Annotated in this window: 12 protein-coding genes and 2 tRNA genes; 9 read left to right on the top strand and 5 right to left on the bottom strand. The window is 71.6% G+C overall.

The features are described 5' to 3' along the window. Nucleotides 1-493: 493 nt before the first annotated feature. From ngcE to ACZ38L_RS28040, 3 genes are all read left to right on the top strand, one after another. Nucleotides 494-1,885: an N-acetylglucosamine/diacetylchitobiose ABC transporter substrate-binding protein gene (gene ngcE / locus ACZ38L_RS28050; RefSeq protein ID WP_465698381.1), complete on the top strand. Its 1,392-nt coding sequence runs from the start codon at nucleotides 494-496 to the stop codon at nucleotides 1,883-1,885. Nucleotides 1,886-2,004: 119 nt separating this feature from the next. Further along, nucleotides 2,005-2,937, top strand: coding sequence for a carbohydrate ABC transporter permease (locus ACZ38L_RS28045; RefSeq protein ID WP_465698379.1), 933 nt, complete (start codon nucleotides 2,005-2,007; stop codon nucleotides 2,935-2,937). A gap of 12 nt (nucleotides 2,938-2,949) precedes the next feature. Continuing rightward, nucleotides 2,950-3,897 (top strand): carbohydrate ABC transporter permease, encoded by a 948-nt coding sequence (locus ACZ38L_RS28040; protein ID WP_465698377.1) that lies wholly within the window; start codon nucleotides 2,950-2,952, stop codon nucleotides 3,895-3,897. A 52-nt stretch (nucleotides 3,898-3,949) separates the two neighbouring features. Here ACZ38L_RS28040 and pepN read toward each other — a convergent pair whose 3' ends face one another. Together pepN and ACZ38L_RS28030 are read right to left on the bottom strand one after the other, a co-directional pair. After that, nucleotides 3,950-6,538 (bottom strand): aminopeptidase N, encoded by a 2,589-nt coding sequence (gene pepN, locus ACZ38L_RS28035; protein WP_465698375.1) that lies wholly within the window; start codon nucleotides 6,536-6,538, stop codon nucleotides 3,950-3,952. Between the two features lie 109 nt (nucleotides 6,539-6,647). Continuing rightward, nucleotides 6,648-8,081, bottom strand: coding sequence for an amino acid permease (locus tag ACZ38L_RS28030; RefSeq protein WP_465698374.1), 1,434 nt, complete (start codon nucleotides 8,079-8,081; stop codon nucleotides 6,648-6,650). Between the two features lie 272 nt (nucleotides 8,082-8,353). Between ACZ38L_RS28030 and ACZ38L_RS28025 the strand changes: the two genes are divergently transcribed. Both ACZ38L_RS28025 and ACZ38L_RS28020 read left to right on the top strand, forming a co-directional pair. Continuing rightward, nucleotides 8,354-8,953 carry a biotin transporter BioY gene (locus ACZ38L_RS28025; RefSeq protein WP_465698372.1) on the top strand — a complete coding sequence of 200 codons (600 nt, stop codon included), beginning with the start codon at nucleotides 8,354-8,356 and terminating at the stop codon, nucleotides 8,951-8,953. A 77-nt stretch (nucleotides 8,954-9,030) separates the two neighbouring features. Next, a complete protein-coding gene (locus ACZ38L_RS28020; RefSeq protein WP_465698370.1) occupies nucleotides 9,031-9,519 on the top strand; it encodes a ribose-5-phosphate isomerase in 489 nt (162 codons plus the stop codon). A gap of 54 nt (nucleotides 9,520-9,573) precedes the next feature. On the opposite strand, the gene ACZ38L_RS28015 is transcribed toward ACZ38L_RS28020, so the two are convergent. After that, nucleotides 9,574-10,839, bottom strand: coding sequence for a GNAT family N-acetyltransferase (locus tag ACZ38L_RS28015; protein WP_465698368.1), 1,266 nt, complete (start codon nucleotides 10,837-10,839; stop codon nucleotides 9,574-9,576). Nucleotides 10,840-11,086: 247 nt separating this feature from the next. Between ACZ38L_RS28015 and ACZ38L_RS28010 the strand changes: the two genes are divergently transcribed. Together ACZ38L_RS28010 and ACZ38L_RS28005 are read left to right on the top strand one after the other, a co-directional pair. Further along, complete coding sequence (locus ACZ38L_RS28010; RefSeq protein WP_465698366.1) at nucleotides 11,087-12,310, top strand: SpoIIE family protein phosphatase; 1,224 nt, start codon at nucleotides 11,087-11,089, stop codon at nucleotides 12,308-12,310. Between the two features lie 401 nt (nucleotides 12,311-12,711). Further along, nucleotides 12,712-12,906, top strand: a complete 195-nt coding sequence (locus ACZ38L_RS28005) for a hypothetical protein (protein WP_465698364.1) — start codon at nucleotides 12,712-12,714, stop codon at nucleotides 12,904-12,906. A 37-nt stretch (nucleotides 12,907-12,943) separates the two neighbouring features. Here the strand turns inward: ACZ38L_RS28005 and ACZ38L_RS28000 are convergent, their stop codons facing one another. After that, nucleotides 12,944-13,705 (bottom strand): DUF6348 family protein, encoded by a 762-nt coding sequence (locus tag ACZ38L_RS28000; protein ID WP_465698362.1) that lies wholly within the window; start codon nucleotides 13,703-13,705, stop codon nucleotides 12,944-12,946. Between the two features lie 215 nt (nucleotides 13,706-13,920). Next, nucleotides 13,921-13,994 (bottom strand) — tRNA-Gly (locus ACZ38L_RS27995). 142 nt (nucleotides 13,995-14,136) lie between these two features. On the opposite strand from ACZ38L_RS27995, the gene ACZ38L_RS27990 reads away from it, so the two are divergent. Together ACZ38L_RS27990 and tig are read left to right on the top strand one after the other, a co-directional pair. Further along, nucleotides 14,137-14,213, top strand: a tRNA-Pro gene (locus tag ACZ38L_RS27990). 325 nt (nucleotides 14,214-14,538) lie between these two features. Then, nucleotides 14,539-15,933: a trigger factor gene (tig, locus tag ACZ38L_RS27985; protein WP_465698360.1), complete on the top strand. Its 1,395-nt coding sequence runs from the start codon at nucleotides 14,539-14,541 to the stop codon at nucleotides 15,931-15,933. Nucleotides 15,934-16,059: the final 126 nt, after the last annotated feature.

The following is a 16,059-nucleotide window of genomic DNA, read 5'->3' as shown; positions in this document are numbered from 1 at the left end:
CCCCCCCCCCCCCCCCCCCCCCCCCCCCCCCCCCCCCCCCCCCCCCCCCCCCCCCCCCCCCCCCCCCCCCCCCCCCCCCCCCCCCCCCCCGCTTCGGCGTCTCCGGCGCTCTCCGCCCGCAGCTGAGTGCGTGAAGCTGCTCGTTTCTATGGTCAAACGAGCATGACAGCGCTAGATTCTCGCCCATCGGTCGGCGCGCCACCATGTGCGGGCTCCCCGCGTATTGCACATGCTGCACCGCCGGCAACGCTTTGAGCGCTGCGGACCCCCGCCGAGGGGAAGAGTATTGCCGCCGGATGAACAGAGGACTATACCTTTCCCCGTCGACAGCAGCGCCCCCGAACGGCGCCCGGGCCGCCAGGTCAGCGGCCAAGTCACTCCAGATCCACCTCGTTTGACGAACCATCAGCACGGGCCGGCCGGCGCCCGTCGCGCACTCGGCACATCCGCACCAGCTGACGTGATCAACCTATCGAGGGCGAGGGTTAGGCACATGGGTTCTGCAACCGAGTACAGCCGCCGCGACATGTTCAGGCGGGCCGCCGTGATCACCGTCCTTGCCGCCGGCGGCAGTTCGTTCCTCGCGGCGTGCGCTGCCGGATCCGGCAGTGGCAGCGACGATGCCACTGCCGGCAGCAGTGGGAGCGCGACCAATCCGTTCGGAGTCGCCGCGAGCGCCCCGCTGGACGTGGTCATCTTCGACGGCGGGTACGGCGACAGCTACGCCAGGGCCTTCGAGGCGATGTACAACAAGACCTACACCGCCGCGAAGATCAGCCACACCGCCACCCAGGACATCAGCGGCAAGCTCCAGCCGCGCTTCAACGCGGGCAACCCGCCGGACGTGATCGACGACTCCGGTGCCCAGCAGATGAAGATCGACGTGCTCCAGAAGGCCGGCCAACTCGCCGACCTCACACCGCTGTTGAATGCACCCTACCTGGACGACCCGACCAAGAGGATCAGCGACGTGCTGCTCCCCGGCACGATCCAACAGGGCACCATCGACGGCAAGATGTACTCGCTCAACTACGTGTACACGGTCTACGGCCTCTGGTACTCCAACAAGCTGTTCCAGCAGAAGGGTTGGACCCCGCCGAAGACCTGGGCCGACTTCATCGCTCTCGGTGCCACCATCAAGGCGGCCGGCATCGCGCCCTTCGCCCACCAGGGCAAGTACCCCTACTACGCCAACTACCTGATCCTGGACCTGATCGGGAAGCAGGGCGGACTGGACCTGATCAGCCGGATCGACGCCTGTGACCCCACCGCCTGGGACGACCCGGCGGCACTGGCCGGCGTCTCGGCCTTCTACCAGATCATGCAGAACGGCTACCTGCTGCCCGGCACCAACGGCATGACCCACACCGAGGCGCAGACCGCCTGGTGCCAGGGCAAGGCCGCCTTCATCCCGTGCGGCTCCTGGCTGGAGAACGAGATGATCAAGATCACTCCGGCCGACTTCGACATGGCCTTCCTGCCCGTCCCCTCGCTGCCGGGCGACAAGCTGCCGCAGACCGCCGTCCGGGCCGGCGCGGGCGAGCCGTTCGTCGTGCCGCAGCAGGCCAAGAACCGGGCCGGCGGCCTGGAGTTCCTGCGGATCATGCTCACCAAGGCAGGCTCGGGCAGCTTCGCCGCCGCCGCCAACTCGCTGACCGTGCTCAAGGACGGCATCGGCCCGGAGGTGCAGCTCAAGCCGGGGACCAAGTCCTCCTCGCTCGCGGTGACCGCCGCCGGCTCGAACACCTTCAACTACACCTACCCGGACCTGCAGACCGCCTTCGACTCCGCGCTGCAGGACGCCACCAACGACCTGGTCAACAGCCGGATCACTCCTGCGCAGTGGATCGCCCGCGCCAAGGCGGCCACCTCGAAGAAGGTCTGACGCCGCCCCCGCGGCCGACGACCCACCGGACACCGGGGCCCCCAGCGGTCCCGGTGCCTCCGCGACACCGCACTGCCAGGCCTGTCCCGCGCGGGCCGTGGCGGACAGGAGCCGTCCCCATGCGACACCGCAAGTACCCCTTCATCGTGGGGTTCCTCATCCTCCCGGTCGTGCTCTACGTCGGCCTGGTGATCTGGCCGTACCTGCAGACCTTCGGCTACTCGCTGACCGACTGGTCGGGGGCCTCCCAGACCATGCACTTCGTCGGCCTGGCCAACTACCGCACGCTCTTCGACGACGGGGTCTTCCGCACCGCGCTCGGGCACAACCTGCTGCTCCTGGTGGTGCTGCCGATCGCCACCATCGTGCTGGCGCTCTTCTTCGCCTTCATGCTCAACGTCGGTGGCCGCGGCGGCACCGGCGGGGTGCAGGGGGTGCGTGGCGCCGCCTTCTACAAGGTGGTCTTCTTCTTCCCACAGGTGCTCTCGGTCGCCATCCTCTCGGTGCTCTTCCAGGCGGTCTACCGCACCGACCAGGGCGGCCTGCTGAACGGCGTCCTGGTCAAGCTGGGCGTCGAGACCCCCGGCCACCCCTGGCAGTGGCTGGCCGACCCCAACTTCGGGCTCTGGTGCGTGATCGGCGTCCTGGTCTGGTCCGGCACCGGCTTCTACCTGGTGCTCTTCTCGGCGGCGATGCAGTCGATCCCGAAGGACATCTACGAGGCGGCGCTGCTGGACGGCGCCAGGCGCACCCAGACCTTCCTCCGGATCACCCTCCCGCTGCTCTGGGAGACCGTGCAGACCGCCTGGGTCTACCTGGCGATCGCGGCCATGGACGCCTTCGCGCTGGTCTCCACGATGACCCCGGGCGCCTACTACGGCGGTGGCCCGGACCACCACAGCGAGATCATGGCGACCTATCTGATGCGCAACTTCATCACCTTCGGCAAGGCCGGCTACGCCTGCGCCATGGGCGTCGTGATCTTCTTCATCACCCTCATCCTGTCCGTCGTCTCGCTGCGGGTCACCCGGCGCGAGCGGATCGAGTTCTGAGCGGGGCCCGGCATGAGTACCCACACCGACCAGACCACCGTGCCGAGCACCCTGCGGCCGTCGTCCGGCACCCGGCCACCGGCCCGCGAGCAGCGGTTCGCCGACGGCGGCGGCGTGCTCAACGTGTTCTCGCACGGCTTCCTCGCGCTCTGGGCGCTGATGATCATCGCCCCGCTGGTCTGGATCGTGCTCGGCTCCTTCAAGACCGACGCGCAGATCGGCGGCAGCGCCTGGACCTGGCCCGCGCACTGGCACTTCGACGCCTTCTCCCGGGCCTGGGACAAGGGCATCGGCCGGTTCTTCGCCAACACCCTGATCGTGCTGGCGGGTTCGCTCACCCTGACGATGCTGCTCGGGGCGATGGCCGCGTACGTGCTGGCCCGCTACGAGTTCCGCGGCAACCGGGTGATCTACTACTTCTTCGTGGCCGGCGCGATGTTCCCGGTCTACCTCGCCCTGGTGCCGCTCTTCTTCATGGTGAAGAACCTCGGGCAGATCTCCCCGCTGCTCGGCCTGAACAGCTACCTGGGCCTGATCCTGGTGTACGTCGCGTACTCGCTGCCGTTCACCGTCTTCTTCCTGTACTCGTTCTTCCGTTCGCTGCCCACCGCCGTGCACGAGGCGGCGATGATCGACGGCTGCTCGCACACCCGGGCGTTCTTCCAGGTCATGGTGCCGATGGCGAAGTCCGGCCTGATCAGCGTCGGGATCTTCAACCTGCTGGGCCAGTGGAACCAGTACCTGCTGCCGGTCACCCTGATGCAACAGCAGAGCGGCTCGGATCCGGACCGCTCGGTGCTCTCCCAGGGGTTGATGAACCTGGCCCAGCAGAGCGGCTACGCCAGCGACTTCCCCGGACTGTTCGCGGGGATGACCATCGCGATGCTGCCGGTGCTGGTGGTCTACCTGTCGTTCCAGAAGCAGGTGCAGGCCGGACTGACCTCGGCCACCCTCAAGTAGCCGGCGGCCCGTCCCCCCGCCGAGACGAGGGGACGGGCCGCCGTACGGGAGGTCAGGCCCGGTCGCAGCGCTGGGCGGTCAGCGCGCGGGCCAGGTCGTCGCGGCACTCCAGGACCAGCCGGCGCAGCGCCGGCGCGGCCTCGGGGTGCTCGGTCAGCCAGCGGTCGGTGGCCGCCAGGGTCTCCGGGTCGGTCTGCAGCCGTGGGAAGAAGCCGGCGACGAAGCGGATCGCGATCTCGATGCTGCGCTCGGCCCAGATCCGCTCCAGCAGCTCGAAGTACCGCGGCGTGTACGGCGCGATCAGCTCGCGCTGCCCGGCCTGGGCGAAGCCCGCGGTCTGTGCGCTGACCAGGGCGTTGGGCAGCTCGTCCGAGTCCACCACGGCGGCCCAGGCGGCGGCCTTGGCCTCCGCGGTCGGCCGGGCGGCCAGGCACTGGGTGGCCTTCTGGTGGCCGCCCGCGGTGTTGTCCCGCCTGAGCTCGGCGTCCAGCTGTGCGACGGTGGCCCGGCCGGCCGCGGCCAGCGCCAGCCAGAGCGACCAGCGCAGGTCCTGGTCGACCTCCAGTCCGTCGATCCGGGCGCTGCCCGCCAGCAGGCCCTCGACCAGCCGGAGGTGCTCGTCGCTGGTCGCGGTCTGGGCCAGGAACCGGGCCCAGGCCAGCTGGTGGTCGCTGCCCGGCGCGGCGAGCCGCAGCTCGTGCAGCGCGCCCTCGGCCAGCAGCCGACCGCCCTCCGCCCGCCAGGCTGGGTCGGCGTACAGGTCGACCGCGCCCTTGGCCTGGGTGTGCAGGCTCTGCAGCACGCCGATGTCGGACTCCTGGCCGGCGAAGCGCAGCACCAGGGCGACGTAGTCGCGGGCCGGCATCAGGCCGTCCCGGGTCAGGTTCCAGCAGGCCGACCAGGCCAGCGCCCGGGCCAGCGGCTCGCGGATCTCGCCGAGCGAGGTCCGCAGGGTGGCCAGCGAGGCGGCGTCGAAGCGGAGCTTGCAGTACGTCAGGTCGTCGTCGTTGACCAGGACCAGCGCAGGGGCGGGCCGGCCGGCCAGCCCCTCGACCACCGTGCGCGGGCCGGCCACGTCCAGCTCGACCCGGGCGGTGCGCAGCAGGGTGCCGTCGGCCTCGCGGTCGTAGAGGCCGACCGCGATCCGGTGCGGACGCAGCGGTCCGCCGGCGCCCTCCGGACCGGAGTCCTGCAGCACGGCGAGCTCGGTGATCCGCCCCGCGGCGTCCACGGTCAGCTCGGGGGTGAGCGAGTTGACCCCGGCGGTCTGCAGCCAGGCCGCCGACCAGTCGGCCATCGCCTGCTCACCGCGGCCCGAGGTGACCGCCAGGACCTCCAGCAGGTCGGCGAGTTCGGTGTTGCCGTAGGCGTGCCGCTGGAAGTACCGGCGGGCGCCCTCGAAGAAGGCGTCCCGGCCGGCGTAGGCGACCAGCTGCTTGAGCACCGCCGCGCCCTTGGCGTAGGTGATGCCGTCGAAGTTGAGCTTGGCGTCCTCGACGTCGCGGATGTCCGCGGTGATCGGGTGGGTGGTCGGGTACTGGTCCTGCTTGTAGGCCCAGGCCTTGCGCTGGTTGGCGAAGGTCACCCAGGCTGCCTGGTACTTGGTGGCCTCCTGCTGGGAGAACGCGCCCATGAAGTCGGCGAAGGACTCCTTCAGCCACAGGTCGTCCCACCAGCGCGGGGTGACCAGGTCACCGAACCACATGTGCGCCATCTCGTGCAGGATCACGTTGGCCCGGCCCTCGTAGGCGGCCTCGGTGACCTTGGAGCGGAAGACGAACTCCTCACGGAAGGTCACGCAGCCCGGGTTCTCCATCGCGCCCAGGTTGTACTCCGGCACGAAGCACTGGTCGTACTTGCCGAACGGGTACGGGTAGTCGAACTCGTCGTGGAAGAAGTCCAGGCCCTGCTTGGTGACGGTGAAGATCTCGTCGGCATCGAAGTAACGGGCCAGCGACTTGCGGCAGGTGGCCGCGAGCGGGATCTCCAGCAGGGTGCCGTCGGGCAGTTCGCGGCTCCAGTGGTCGCGCGCCACGTGGTACGGGCCGGCCACCACGGCGGTGAGGTAGCTGGAGATCGGCCGGGTCGGCAGGAAGCGCCAGACCTTGGCGTCGCCCTCCTCGCGCACGCTCTCCTCGGCGGAGTTGGCGTAGACGTCCCAGGCGGCCGGCGCGGTCACCGTGAAGACGTAGGGCGCCTTGAGGTCGGGCTGCTCGAAGGTGGTGCAGACCCGGCGGGCCTCGGCGGGCTCGTAGTGGGTGTAGAGGTAGGTCTCGCCGTCGGCCGGGTCGGTGAACCGGTGCAGGCCCTCGCCGGTCCGGCTGTACGCGCAGTCGGCGTCGACCACCAGGACGTTCTCGGCGGCCAGTTCGTCGAGGGCGATCCGGGCGCCGTCGAAGACCGTCGCCGGGTCCAGCGGACGCCCGTTGAGGGTGACCGACCGGACCGCCGGGGCGAGCAGGTCGGCGAAGCTCGCCGCACCCGGCTCGGCACAGCGGAACCGGATGGTGGTGGTCGAACGGAAGGTGGTGGCGGTGCTGTCCGGCGCGCTGGTGACGTCGAGGTGGACCTCGTAGCCGTCCACGCCGATCAGTCGAGCACGCTCCTGTGCCTCATCCCGGCTGAGGTTCTTCCCCGGCACTGCGGTACTCCTTTGTCCGGCTCGCACGGTGCTGTGCAGGTAGCGGGGCCGGTCGCGCCCCGGGGCATCCTTTCACGGGTGCCCCGGGGCGCCGGAGGACCGGAACCGGCTATCCGCGCACCGCCGCGTCCCGGCGCTGCTTGAAGTAGCCCAGGGCGCTCAGCACGGCCACCAGCACCGCGGCCGCGTAGAGCTGGGCGCGGTCGTCGGGAGTGGTGGTCATCAGGCCCAGCACGCTGAGCACGCCGGCCAGCGCCACCCAGGTCAGGTACGGGAAGCCCCACATCCGGACGGTCAGCAGCTCGGGCGCCTCGCGCTCCAGCCGGCGCCGCATCCGCAGCTGGGAGACCGCGATGAAGACCCAGACCACCAGGACGGCCACGCCGGTGGTGTTCATCAGCCAGCTGAAGACGGTGTCCGGCCACCAGTAGCCGGCCAGCACCGCGGCGAAGCCGAAGGCGCAGGAGGCCAGCACCGCCAGCCGCGGCACCCCGCCGCTCACCCGGGCCAGCGCCTTGGGGCCCTGGCCGCGGGAGACCAGCGAGAAGGCCATCCGGGACGAGCCGTAGATGTTGGCGTTCATGGCCGAGAGCAGCGCGATCAGCACCACGGCCTTCATCGCCACCGCCGCGCCCGGGACGCCCAGGAACTGCAGCACGGTGACGTACGGTCCCTGCTTGACCACGTCCGGGTCGTTCCACGGCACCAGGGTGACCACCAGGGCCATCGAGCCGATGTAGAAGATCGCGATTCGCCAGACCGCGGTGCGCACCGCGTTGGCGACGTTGCGGCGCGGGTTGTCCGACTCGGCGGCCGCGATGGTCACCGTCTCCAGGCCGCCGTAGGCGAAGACCGAGGCCAGCAGGCCGGCCACCAGGCCGCTGCCGCCGTTCGGCAGGAAGCCGCCGTGCCCGGTCAGGTTGCTCGTGCCGGGCGCGCCGTCGGAGCCCAGCACCCCGCAGACACCCAGCACGCCGAGAACCAGGAAGGCCACGATCGCGGTGATCTTGACGGCGGCGAACCAGAACTCGAACTCGCCGAAGTTCTTCACCGCGGTCAGGTTGCTGGCGCAGAAGAACGCCATGAAGACGCCGACCCAGGCCCAGCCGGGCACGCCAGGGATCCAGGAGTTCATGATCGAGCCGGCCGCGGTCGCCTCTGCGGCCACTCCGCAGCAGAGCATCACCCAGTACATCCAGCCGGCCGTCACCCCGGCCCAGGGGCCGATCTCCTTCTCGGCGTGCACCGAGAAGGAGCCGGAGGCCGGGCGGGCCGCGGACATCTCGCCGAGCATCCGCATGACCAGCATGACCAGCAGGCCGGAGAGCACGAAGGCGACGATGATGGCCGGCCCGGCGGCGTGGATGCCGGCGCCCGAGCCGACGAAGAGGCCGGCGCCGATCACCCCGCCGAGGGCGATCATCGACAGGTGACGCTGCTTGAGACCGTGTGCGAGCTGAGGTCCCTCGCCCCCAGCCGAGGCGGCGGAGGCGGTTGCCAGGTCCGACGCGTTGGGCGCCGACGGGGCGGGGGTGGGGGCCATGGGCATCCAGTCAGTCGGTAATCGGACTACCCGTCTCACTATCCGGGGGCCCGGCTGGGACGGCAAAGAACTGCCCAATGCGCCCAATATCCGGACTTGTATGCCACGCAAGGTAGTTGGGTGATGGCGGAGAGTGGTGGCGGAACCCGACAACGGGGGCCGAGGAGGCTTTGTCGGCTCGACGGTCGAGCGGCGCCCGAGCGGGCGCGTAGGTTCACATCTGTTCACTGACCCGAGCGACCCGTGCTTCCGCACCGAGAGTGGAGACTCCGATGGCCCTCGCCACGCCGATACCGTCCCGCGCCGTCCTGGCCGACCTGCTGCCCGCCGCCGGCAGTCGGCTGGGCGCCCAGGCCCGCGAGCTGGCCCTGGTGGCCGGGGGTGCCGCGCTGACCGGCCTGGCCGCGCAGCTGTCGGTGAACGTGCCGGGCTCGCCGGTCCCGGTCACCGGCCAGACCTTCGCCGTGCTCCTGGTCGGCACCGCGCTGGGCGCCCGCCGGGGTGCCGCCTCGCTCGCGCTGTACCTGCTGGCCGGTGCCGCGGGCCTGCCGTGGTTCGCCCAGGGCAGCTCCGGCTGGTCGCTGCCGACCCTCGGCTACGTGCTGGGCTTCGTGCTGGCCGCCGCGCTGACCGGCCTGCTGGCCCGGCGTGGCGCCGACCGCAGTCCGCTGCGCACCGCCGGCGCGATGGTGCTGGGCAACCTGGTGATCTACGCGGTCGGCGTGCCCTACCTGGCCGCCTCGCTGCACCTCTCGCTCGGCGCCGCGGCCCACCTGGGCCTCTACCCGTACCTGGTCGGCGACGGCCTGAAGGCGCTGGTCGCGATGGGCGCCCTGCCGCTGCTCTGGAAGCTGGTCGGCCGCCGGGGCTGAGCGGGGCGCCACTCCGGCTCGGCCGTCCGGGCGGCCCTGCGCCGACCTGGGCGGACGCGCATGCCACACTCTTGGTCATGCGCGTCTACCTGGGTTCCGACCATGCCGGATACGACCTCAAGAACCACCTCGTCGCGTGGCTCGAGGAAGCCGGCCACGAGCCGATCGACTGCGGCCCGCACATCTTCGATGCCGAGGACGACTACCCGCCGTTCTGCCTGCGCGCCGCCGAGCGCACCGCCGCCGACCCCGAGGCGCTGGGCATCGTGATCGGCGGCTCGGGCAACGGTGAGCAGATCGCCGCCAACAAGGTCAAGGGCGTCCGCGCCGCGCTGGCCTGGAGCGAGCAGACCGCCGCCCTCGGCCGCGAGCACAACAACGCCAACGTGATCAGCATCGGCGGCCGGATGCACACCGAGGAGGAGGCGACCAAGTTCGTCGAGATCTTCCTCAACACCCCGTACAGCAACGAGCCCCGGCACACCCGCCGGATCGAGATGCTGAGCGCCTACGAGGCCACCGGCGAGCTGCCGCCGATCCCGTCCCACCACCCGCAGCAGGGCTGACCCCGCTCTTCGCCGATCCCGCTTCGCCCCTGGCCGCCGCAGCCCGGAAACGGCTCAGAAGCCGTGCGGCAGCCAGGGCGCGACGTCCCAGCCGAACGCCCGGGAGGCCTCGGCCAGCGCCCCCTCGCGCAGCTCGCGCACCAGCCCGGCGGCGGCCAACGAGGCCAGCGTGGTGCCGCCCAGGTAGGCCGCCCCCAGTTCGCGGACCGAGAGCGCCAGGTCGGCCGGTGCCTCGGTCGGCTCGCAGCCGGCCCCCTTGCCCGGCCCCGCGCTGTGCAGCTGCCAGCGCCCGGTGTTCCACGGGCAGAACTCGTCGGTCACCTCCAGCACCACCTCGACCGGCGCCGCGTAGCTGCGGGCGCAGAGCGCGTCGCCGACGTCGACCAGTCGGACGAAGAGCCCGTCCGAGAGCTTGGGCTGCAGCCGGCGCGGGTCGGAGACCAGGTGCAGCAGTGCGTCGTCCACCGGCAGGTTCCGGGCGCTCACCGTGTCGGTCAGGTCGAGGTCCAGCAGGAAGCCCCAGAGCGCGGCGTACGCCTCCGGCGTGGTCGCGGTCACGTCGCGCACTCGCACCACCCCGGCCGCGCCGGCGTGCTGCCACTCGCCCTTGGCGGTGTAGCGGGCGTAGCCGAGCAGCTCGCCGCTGACCCGGTCCTCGGCCAGCACGCACTGCAGCGGCGAGTGCCCCTCGCGCTCCTCCGGATCGTCCAGCAGCGGCAGCCGCTCCCAGCCCGGCAGCCGGGTCAGCATGCCGGGCCGCAGCGGCACCTGCCGCGCGTAGAGCTCCTCGCAGGCCGGGGCGGCCTCGACCGGGTCGGACCAGCGCAGCCGGATCGCCTCCTCGTCGTACGAGCGGATCACCCGGACCCGGGCGCGGGCCACCTCCACGCTCATCTGCCAGGTGGCCAGACCGTAGCCGTAGCGCCCGTAGATGGCCGGCTCGGAGGCGGTCAACACCGCGAGCAGCTCGCCGCGCTCGTGGATCTCGTCCAGCTGGTGGCGCATCAGGGCGGTCAGCACGCCACGCCGGCGGTGGGTGGGCAACACGCCGACCATGGTCACCCCGGCGGTGGGCAGCACCGCGCCGCCGGGCACCGCCAGGTGGAACGAGAAGGCGCTGGCCGAGCCGACCGGGACCGGTCCGTCCCAGACCCCGAGCGAGCGGTCGATCTCGGTCAGACTCCGCCACAGCGCGCGCCGGTCCGGCGGCTCGGCCTCGCCGCCGAAGGCGACCTCCAGCGTGCGGTACCAGGCGTCCCACTCGGATTCTTCGAGCGGACGGAGGTCGAGGGCGGGCGGCTGACCGGCTTGCTGAGTCATATGCCACAGCTACCACCAGGAGGCGTGGGAAGCGACCCGATATCCCGATGGTCCGGTTCGGCGCGCTCGGCGCGCGCCCCGGTGGGACCGGCGTGCAGACCTACCGCACGCCCCCAAGTCGCTTGCCGCGCCTTGCCGGTGAGGATTCGGGCGGCCCGGTGAGCTCCGGCCGAAACCCGCCTGCGGGCCGACCGGCCGGTGAACGCCCGTCGACGCGGGCCGCCCCTGGTGGATAGGGTCAACCCCCATGGCTGGCAGCACGCCGGGCACACGCCCCCGGACCACGGTGACGGGGACCGCCGCCGCGGATCCCCTGCGGGCCCGGTTGGGCAAGCGCCTCTACCGGGCCCGCCGCGTCCTGCGCCGGACCGGGGTGGACTACTTCCGCGGCGACGCCGCCGACTGGCTCGCCTTCGCGGTGCTGGCCCTGCTGGTGCCGGTGCTGGTCGCGCTGAACGTCTGGATCCCGGCCTGGGTCCCGCCCACCGCGCTGGTGCTGCCGATCCTGGCCGGCGCCCTGCTGCTGCGCCCGGTCTCGCTGGTGCTGCTCTACGCGACCGCCGCGCTCGGGCTGTCCACCGAGTCGGTGATCCACACCGGCCAGCGGGTGGCCAGCGAGCGCCCCGACGAGTACGTCTTCGGGGTCACCCCCGGGGCAGCCCTGGTGGTCGGCGCGGTCGGGGTGGCCGGGCTGCTGGTCGCCCAGTTCCGCAGCCGGGTCGGGGTGCCCTGGCGGACCGGCGGGTCGATGCTCTTCGACCTGCGCGAACGGCTGCGGGTGCAGAGCCGGGTGCCGGATCTGCCGGCGGGTTGGCACGCCGACATGGCGTTGCGCCCGGCCGGCGGGCAGTCCTTCTCCGGCGACTTCGTGGTGGCCGCCCGGACCGGCTCGGGCGGCCGGGTGCTGGAGGCGGTGCTGGCCGACGTGTCCGGCAAGGGCATGGACGCCGGTTCGCGCGCGCTGCTGCTCTCCGGGGCGTTCGGCGGCCTGCTCGGCTCGCTGCCCCCACACGACTTCCTGCCCGCGGCCAACGGCTACCTGCTCCGCCAGGAGTGGGAGGAGGGCTTCGCGACCGCCGTCCACCTGGCGCTGGACCTGGACACGGGGGAGTACGAGCTGCTCTCGGCCGGGCACCTGCCGGGGATGCAGCGGCTGGCCGGCGCCGGTCGCTGGGAGGCCAAGGAGTCCCCGGAGGGTCCGCTGCTGGGCATCTACGACGGCGCGAAGTTCGAGGGCGTGCGGGGCCGGCTGGGCCCGGGCGACGTCCTGATGCTCTGCACCGACGGCATGGTCGAGGCGCCCGGCCGGGACCTCTCCGAGGGCATGGACCGGCTGATGGGGGAGGCCGACCGGCTGGTCGCCGGCGGCCTGCTGGGCGGCAACAGCCGCGGCGCGGCCGGCCGGCTGATCGAGACGGTCGCCAAGGACATCAACGACGACCGCGCGGTGCTGCTGCTCTGGCGCAGCTGAGCGGTCCGGGCCGGCTGTCAAGCCCAGGAGCCGATCTTCGGCCAAAGCCGGAGAAGGGCCCGGACGGTCCGTCAGGCCACGAACGGCCTGCGGGGCCACCCCTGCCGACGGGCCGTCAGTCCAGGTGGGTTATCGTCTCGGGCGGCGGAAACTCGTCTCACATCGCAGGACTTTCGGCACAGGTCAACGGCAAGTCCTTTACGCAGTCGGCGGGCTCGACCACACTGAGTCCGGGCGGGACTGGCCGGAACTCGGGGGAACGGGGGCGTCACGTGCGGCACCGTCGGTCTTCGACGGGCGGCCGCGCAGCTCCCCGACTGCGGTGTGGTCGGCGGGTTCCGCCTCGGGACCGTCGGGCAGGCCGTGGTCCGGTTCGCCATGACATGAGGAAGTGAGTCCGGGTGGCACTCTCCGTCTCCGCGTTGGTCCTGTTCGGCGTCATCCTGCTGATCTTCATCCGCAACAAGCAGATCAAGGTCCCGCACGCGATCCTGGCCGCGCTCTTCGGCTTCATGCTCAACCAGTCCACCGCGGCCAAGCCGATTCAGGACTTCCTCACCCAGTTGGCCAAGACGATCAGCAATCTGACCAGTTGAGCGTCGGGCGGTCCGGCCGCCCGACGGGCTCCGGTGCTCAGCGGCCCGGCCGCCACAGCCCGGCCCGGCGGGCCTGCCGCCACCGCCCGAGCAGTCCGCCGCGGACCGGCTCCGGGGCGGTGAGCACGGCTGCCCGGGCCGCCGGCGGCGCCGCCTCGGCCGCCCGGGCCGCCGTCAGTCCGCCCTGGTCGGCCGCCAGCAGCACGAACAGCCGCGCCCAGCAGAACCGTTCGCCGCGCGGCCAGTCCAGCGTGCCCAGCAACTCCGAGGCGGGCCGGGCGACCGTGCCGTTCACCCGGACCTCGGCCACCTGGTCGCCCGCCCGACCGCCGAAGAAGAGCTTCACGCCGTTCAACGCCGGATCGGTCAACTCCGGTGCCAGCGCCTCGGCGAGCGTCGGGAGCAGCTCGATCCCGCCCAGCCAGCGGGAGAGTTCGGCGCTGCCGAAACCGAAGACGGTGGCCGGCCCCTGCACGGCGTGCCAGCCGGGCAGCCGGTCGGTGCGCACGTGGTCGCCGAACGTGCCCCGCTGGTCGATGAGTTCGACGACCGCGGCGGCGGTGGTGGCGGCCCACATGCGGACCGCGCTGTCCAGCTTCTCCTCCTCGGTGGTGCCCAGGCCGGCCGTGCAGTCCCAGACCACCGGGGCGTCCGCACTGCCCAGCCGGAGCACGAAGCCGAGGTCCACGTGCCCGGCCGAGCCGTCCGCGCCGGGGTGCTCGCGGACCGCGACCGCGGTGGTCCCGGGGCCGCGCACCACGGCGCCGTCCACGCTGAACTCCCGGCCGAAACGGGCCATTTCCCGGACCACCCCGTGCTGAATGACCCTCAGCCGCTCCTCGGGACCCACCCTGTTGCTCCTCCGCCCGGTCGAACGTCTGGTCGAGGTTAGCGGCCGTCCGACCGGCCCGGCCACTTCGCGCCGAGCGGCGCCGGAGCACGGCCCGTCGCACGGGCCCGCGCACTGTTTCGAGCAAGCAAACGGCCCCGGCTGGAAAGCCGGGGCCGAGCGTCTGGAGCGGGCGACGGGAATCGAACCCGCGTAGCTAGTTTGGAAGACTAGGGCTCTACCATTGAGCTACGCCCGCACGAGGACCACCCGGCCGTACCGGTCGGGAGGACGGGGATCAGCGTACCTGGTCGGGCGACCCGTTCGCACGCCACTTCCGGTCGATCGAAATATCGGCGAGCCGGGGAATCCCGGCGTGTACGCTTCCTCTCGCGACAGTGCGGGGTGTGGCGCAGTTTGGTAGCGCGTCCGCTTTGGGAGCGGAAGGCCGTCGGTTCGAATCCGGTCACCCCGACCATCGATCCTCCACAGGGTCTCGTCCGACGGACGGGGCCCTGTAGTCGTTTCGCAGCCCCCTGTGGTGGCGGCTGGCGGGCGGCTTTCGTGGTACCGGTAGGATGGGCCGCTGGTGGTAGTCCCGATGGCATGCCCACGGGGAGACCGCACCAGGGTGACAGAGCCACGGCCCTTCCTCGCGCAGCCGAGGGTGAGCCGCTCGCCGTCCACCCCATACGGGAGATGCCGCAACAGGTGGCTCATCACCCGTCTGCCCGGCCCGCGACCCGCGAGGGGGACGGTCCGGACCAGACAAGCCGACCGCAAGCCCCATAGGAGACCAAACCGTGAAGAGCGCCGTCGAGACTCTGAACCCGACCCGGGTTCGACTCACCGTCGAGGTGCCCTTCGAGGAGCTCAAGCCCAGCCTCGACGCGGCGTACAAGAAGATCAACCAGCAGGTCACGGTCCCGGGCTTCCGCAAGGGCAAGATCCCGAACCGCGTCATCGACCAGCGCTTCGGCCGCGCCGCGGTGCTCGAAGAGGCTGTCAACGACGCCCTGCCGCGCTTCTACACGCAGGCCGTCGACGAGGGCAAGATCGAGGTCCTCGGCCAGCCCGACATCACCGACATCGAGGGCGTCGAGAAGATCGCCGACGGTGGCGACCTGAAGTTCACCGCCGAGGTGGACGTCCGCCCGGAGATCACCCTCCCCGACTTCGAGACGATCGAGGTGACCGTCGACCCGATCGTGGTCGAGGACGCCGACGTCGAGAAGTCCCTGGAGCAGCTGCGCGAGCGCTTCTCCTCGGTCAAGGACGTGGAGCGCGCTGCCGCCGCCGGCGACATCGTGGTGCTGGACCTCGAGGCCAAGGTCGACGGTGAGGTGCCGGAGGACGGCACCGCCAACGGCGTCAGCTACGAGATCGGCTCCGGTCGCCTGCTGGACGGCATCGACGAGGCCGTCACCGGCCTGGAGGCCGGCGGCTCGCAGACCTTCACCACCGAGCTCAAGGGCGGCACCCAGGCCGGCAAGAGCTCCGAGGTGACGGTCACCGTCACCGCCGTCCAGGAGAAGGAGCTGCCCGAGCTGGACGACGAGTTCGCCCAGCTGGCCAGCGAGTTCGACACCCTGGAGGAGCTGCGTGCCGACTCCCGCAAGCGCCTGGAGCGCATGAAGGAGTTCGACCAGGCCACCCAGGCCCAGGAGCGCGTGCTGGACGCCCTGCTGGAGAAGGTCGAGATCGAGTTCCCGGAGAAGCTCCTCAAGGACGAGATCCAGACCCGGGTCCACAACCTGGAGCACCACCAGCTGCAGCCGGTCGGCATGACGCTGGAGAGCTACCTCACCACCCAGGACAAGTCCCGTGAGGACTTCGACCGGGAGACCGAGGAGCAGGCCAAGAAGGGCATCAAGACCCAGTTCGTGCTGGACGAGATCGTGGCCAAGGAGGAGGTGGGCGTCAACCAGGAGGAGCTCACCGAGCACCTGATCCGCCGCGCCGCCGGCTCGGGTCTGACCCCGGACCAGTTCGCCCAGCAGGTCGTCCAGGGTGGCCAGGTGCCGCTGCTGGTCGGCGAGGTCGCCCGCGGCAAGGCGCTGGCCCTGGTCGTCGAGGCCGCCACGGTCAAGGACACCAACGGTGAGGTCGTGAACTTCGACGAGGAGGAGGCCGAGGAGGCCACCGAGACCGTCGAGGCGCCGGCCGAGGCCGCCGACGACGAGGCCACCGAGGCCTGATAGCACGGTTCCCTGCACCACCCCGGGGGGGGGGGGGGGGGGGGGGGGGGGGGGGGGGGGGGGGGGGGGGGGGGGGGGGGGGGTGGGGGGGGGTGGGGGGGGGGTGGGGGGGGGGGGGGGGATGCG

This window comes from Kitasatospora sp. NPDC024654, assembly GCF_055559155.1.
The sequence above is the reverse complement of the archived record's forward strand: the minus strand, read 5'-3'. Positions and strand labels throughout refer to the sequence as shown.

Bases quoted from the DNA above. Each gene is read 5' to 3' on its own strand.
- ngcE (WP_465698381.1), top strand. From the start codon at position 494: ATGGGTTCTGCAACCGAGTACAGCCGCCGCGACATGTTCAGGCGGGCC.
- ACZ38L_RS28045 (WP_465698379.1), top strand. From the start codon at position 2,005: ATGCGACACCGCAAGTACCCCTTCATCGTGGGGTTCCTCATCCTCCCG.
- ACZ38L_RS28040 (WP_465698377.1), top strand. From the start codon at position 2,950: ATGAGTACCCACACCGACCAGACCACCGTGCCGAGCACCCTGCGGCCG.
- ACZ38L_RS28030 (WP_465698374.1), bottom strand. From the start codon at position 8,081: ATGGCCCCCACCCCCGCCCCGTCGGCGCCCAACGCGTCGGACCTGGCA.
- ACZ38L_RS28025 (WP_465698372.1), top strand. From the start codon at position 8,354: ATGGCCCTCGCCACGCCGATACCGTCCCGCGCCGTCCTGGCCGACCTG.
- ACZ38L_RS28020 (WP_465698370.1), top strand. From the start codon at position 9,031: ATGCGCGTCTACCTGGGTTCCGACCATGCCGGATACGACCTCAAGAAC.
- ACZ38L_RS28015 (WP_465698368.1), bottom strand. From the start codon at position 10,839: ATGACTCAGCAAGCCGGTCAGCCGCCCGCCCTCGACCTCCGTCCGCTC.
- ACZ38L_RS28010 (WP_465698366.1), top strand. From the start codon at position 11,087: ATGGCTGGCAGCACGCCGGGCACACGCCCCCGGACCACGGTGACGGGG.
- ACZ38L_RS28000 (WP_465698362.1), bottom strand. From the start codon at position 13,705: ATGGCCCGTTTCGGCCGGGAGTTCAGCGTGGACGGCGCCGTGGTGCGC.